General features: G+C 62.9%; 3 protein-coding genes. 1 reads left to right on the top strand and 2 read right to left on the bottom strand.

What is annotated here, in order from left to right; translation table 11 throughout:
• A partial coding sequence (locus EN884_RS30455) for a hypothetical protein (RefSeq protein ID WP_206617676.1) occupies window positions 1–884 on the top strand: 884 nt, incomplete at its 5' end.
• 3 nt (window positions 885–887) lie between these two features.
• Here EN884_RS30455 and EN884_RS30450 read toward each other — a convergent pair.
• Both EN884_RS30450 and EN884_RS30445 read right to left on the bottom strand, forming a co-directional pair.
• Window positions 888–1,739 (bottom strand): SH3 domain-containing protein, encoded by an 852-nt coding sequence (locus EN884_RS30450; RefSeq protein WP_027162286.1) that lies wholly within the window; start codon window positions 1,737–1,739, stop codon window positions 888–890.
• A gap of 262 nt (window positions 1,740–2,001) precedes the next feature.
• The gene (locus EN884_RS30445; RefSeq protein ID WP_063170069.1) at window positions 2,002–3,288 is read right to left on the bottom strand and encodes an FAD-binding oxidoreductase; all 1,287 of its coding nucleotides are present in this window, start codon (window positions 3,286–3,288) and stop codon (window positions 2,002–2,004) included.
• Window positions 3,289–3,330: the final 42 nt, after the last annotated feature.

Below are 3,330 nucleotides of genomic sequence, written 5' to 3'. Positions count from 1 at the left end.
CAGCACACTTTTATTCTCGATGGTGGACTGTGGTCGAAGAAAATCCCCGTGATTCATCGGCCTCTTGCGAGTGCCAATCCTCCGGCTTCGCCCTCGTCGCTGTCCTTGTCTTCCTCCTCATCGTCTCCGCCATCACCTCGACCTTCGCCCTGACCGCCTGGACGCGGCTCAAGATCGCTTCGAATGAGACCGAAAGCCAGCGGTTCGGCCTGCTCGCCGAAGGCCTGACCAACGTGCTGGCCGCGCGCCTGTCGAGCGCCGGGCCGGACATCGGGTTGCCGCTCAATTTCGAGCCAGTCTCCTGCGTGGTCGGCGATCTGACGGTCGTGATGCGGTTGCAGGGGCATTCGGGCCTGATCGATCTCAACGCCGCCGATCACAATCTGCTTGCCCAGGGTTTCGCTTCGCTCGGCGTCGATCCGGAGATGTCCAACTGGCTTGCGATCGCGGTCGAATATTCCCGCAGCGGCGCCAGCATCTTTGCCGCGGTGGCCACGCAAAAGGTCGAAGTCGTGGGTGGTTTCAAGCATGCACCGTTCGAATCCGTGGCTGAGCTGCAGGACTTTTCCAGGCTGCGCTCGATTTCTTTGCCTGATCTCTACAGCACATTCACGGTCAATTCGCGGCGCGGCGATCTGGTCGTAAGTCGAGCCGGCCCCACGCTGGCCAACTTCGTCAAGGCCGGAACATCGGCAGGTGCAAAGATACCCGAGCAGGCCTTCACGATCGAGGTTTCCGTCAGCCGGCGAGGCTCGGCCATCGTCGGTTCCGCCGGCTATGTCTTCGAAAGCCGTTCGGGCGATCAAGCAAGCCTGCTCCGCACTGCAGCGGTTTTGGGAACGATAGGCGCCAAGATAAGGGGCGTGCCTCACCCAAGGCGGTAGACGTCAGGCGCCGGTCTTGATGTAGCTCTTGTAGATCCAGCCGGTCTTGCCGTTGTAGGTGATCTGGCACCATTTCTTGCAGCTCATCACCTGCACCGAGGTTTTGGCTGGCACCGTACCGATGGCGGCGGCATTTTTCTTCGGGCCGCTTCGCATGGTCACGGCCCTCAGGATGCGTCCTGTTCCGGCGGCTGCGGCTTTCCTTGGCTTCGCCTTGGCCTGGCTGTCATCACCTTCTGCCGCGGGCTCTTGAGCCGGCACTTGCGGTTGCACCTCGGGAATGGCGGCGGTTTGTGCGCCGTCGGGATGGTTGCCCGCGGTTGCGCCGGGCGCGGCTACCTTGGCAAGTTCGGTGGCGGCATCGGTATCGGCTGCCGGCTGCGCGAATGCCGCCGTTTGCTTGTCGGGTGCCTTGTCCGCCACCTGGCTGGGAGCAGTCGAATCGGACGCGGATGCGGCCTTCAGCTGGGAACCGGTCCAGCGCGGGTCATTGGCGGCGAGTGCGGGAATGTTGTCTTGCGCGGCCGCCACAGTTGTTGGAATTGCGTCGGACTTGCGCGCCTGCGGTACGGCTGCCGCAGCGACCGCGGCCCCAACCGGGGTTATTTTCGTCGTCTTCACCGGAACCGTTGGAATGGTCTGTTCGGGGCTCGCTGCCGCTTGCCTGTCGCTGGCCGGCAGCGCCAGCCACAGCGCCACGGCGGCGACGCCAAGCAGTGCGGCGGTGCCGATCGCGGCAATCACCAGATGCGAGTTCGAACGGACTTCCTGCCAGAAGGACGGCCGCATGTCGTATCCGAACTGCATGGCAAAGCGCCGACGTTCCGGCGTACCGAAACTGAAGGGCTCTCTCACTCTTGCCACCTCCATAAGCGGGCCGACGTTCTTTCAATCGGTGCCGGAAGTCCGGCGTCTGATCCGCATCGGTCCCAAAAACAACGCGGGCAGGCCCGCAACAATCCCCGAACAATCGCCCAGAACCGGCAGCTTTCGCCTGCGATTGTGGCATCAGTACGCCAACATAGAGGATTCTGCGCCTTTGCGGGAAATTGCGCAATGCGTCGCACGGGCAACAAATGTTACAACAAATATTACAATATTACATCAGGCCGGCCGGCTAGATCCTGTCGCGCAGCGCAAACCAGTTGAGCGCCAGGAACAGCAGCGGCGTGCGGAAACGCCGGCCGCCAGGGAAAGGCGGGATTTTCAGATCCTCGATCAGCTTCAGCCGGTCGCGGTTGCCGGCAACGGTTTCGGCATAGAGTTTACCGAAGTAGTTCGACAGCATGACGCCGTGGCCGGAATAGCCGCCGGCCGAGATCACATTGGGCATCACTTCGCGCACGAACGGCTTTCTTGGCACCGTGATGCCGACATAGCCGCCCCAGCCATGCGTGATCTCGACATCCCCGAGCGCCGGATAGAGTTCCGCGATCTGGCGACGGATGTGGATGTGGATATCCCGGGGATCGTTGACGCCATAGACCTCGCGTCCGCCAAACAGCAGCCGCCCGTCCTTCGATCTGCGGAAATAGCGCACGACGAAGCGGGAATCGTCGACCGCCTCGCCGCCCCGCAAAACGTTCGAGTCGGCTCCCAGAGGCACGGTCGCGCCGATGAAGGAACCGATCGGCATGACGTGCGCGGCACTCACCGGCTCGAGCGCGCCGCCATAGGCGTTGACCGCGATCAGGCATTTCTGCGCCGTCACCGTGCCTCTCGACGTCGAAACCTTGATCTTGCCGCCACTGGAAATGATGCCGGTTGATTGAGTCCCCTCGAACAGCTGCGCGCCTGCAAGCGCTGCCACCCGCGCTGTGCCGATCACCAGCTTCATCGGATGGATGTGCCCTGTGCCGGTGTCGCGCGTGCCGCCGAAATAGGCGGTCGAGCCCAGCCGCTCCGCCGTCTCCCTGGCATCCATGAACGAGATATGCGGGTAGGAAAAACGGCTCGCCATGATCTCGGCATGCGCCTTGTAGTCATCGACATAGCGCGGCTTGTGCGCCACCGAGAGCTGGCCCGGCATATAGTCGATATCGATCTGGTTGGCGGCAGTGAATTCGAGGAGATGCGCCTTCGCCTCTTCGGCAAGATCAAACAGAGCCTTGGCGCGGAACAAGCCGTACTCGGCCTCCAGGTCTTCGGCCCAGGCGCGCTGGCCGGTGCCAAGTTGGCCACCATTGCGCCCGGAGGCGCCATCACCGAAGCGATACGCCTCGATCAAAACGACATTGGCGCCCGCCTTGGCCAGATGCGCTGCCGCCGACAGGCCGGTAAAGCCGCCGCCGATGACAACGACGTCGCATGTCCGGTCGCCATCCAGCGCCGGGTATTCAGGCCGCGGACCGGCCGTGTCCTCATACCAGGAACGGCCGGGGGAGATCGGGGATTGGTAGGGCATGATGCTCGCAGGGAGTAGGGGAGTAGGGGAGTAGGGGAGTAG

The sequence above is a fragment of the Mesorhizobium sp. M7A.F.Ca.AU.001.01.1.1 genome (genome assembly GCF_004022735.1).
GTDB classification, from domain to species: Bacteria; Pseudomonadota; Alphaproteobacteria; order Rhizobiales; family Rhizobiaceae; genus Mesorhizobium; species Mesorhizobium ciceri.
Note: the sequence above shows the minus strand (reverse complement) of the source record. Positions and strands in the feature narration are given on the sequence as shown.

Bases quoted from the DNA above. Each gene is read 5' to 3' on its own strand.
- EN884_RS30445 (WP_063170069.1), bottom strand. From the start codon at position 3,288: ATGCCCTACCAATCCCCGATCTCCCCCGGCCGTTCCTGGTATGAGGAC.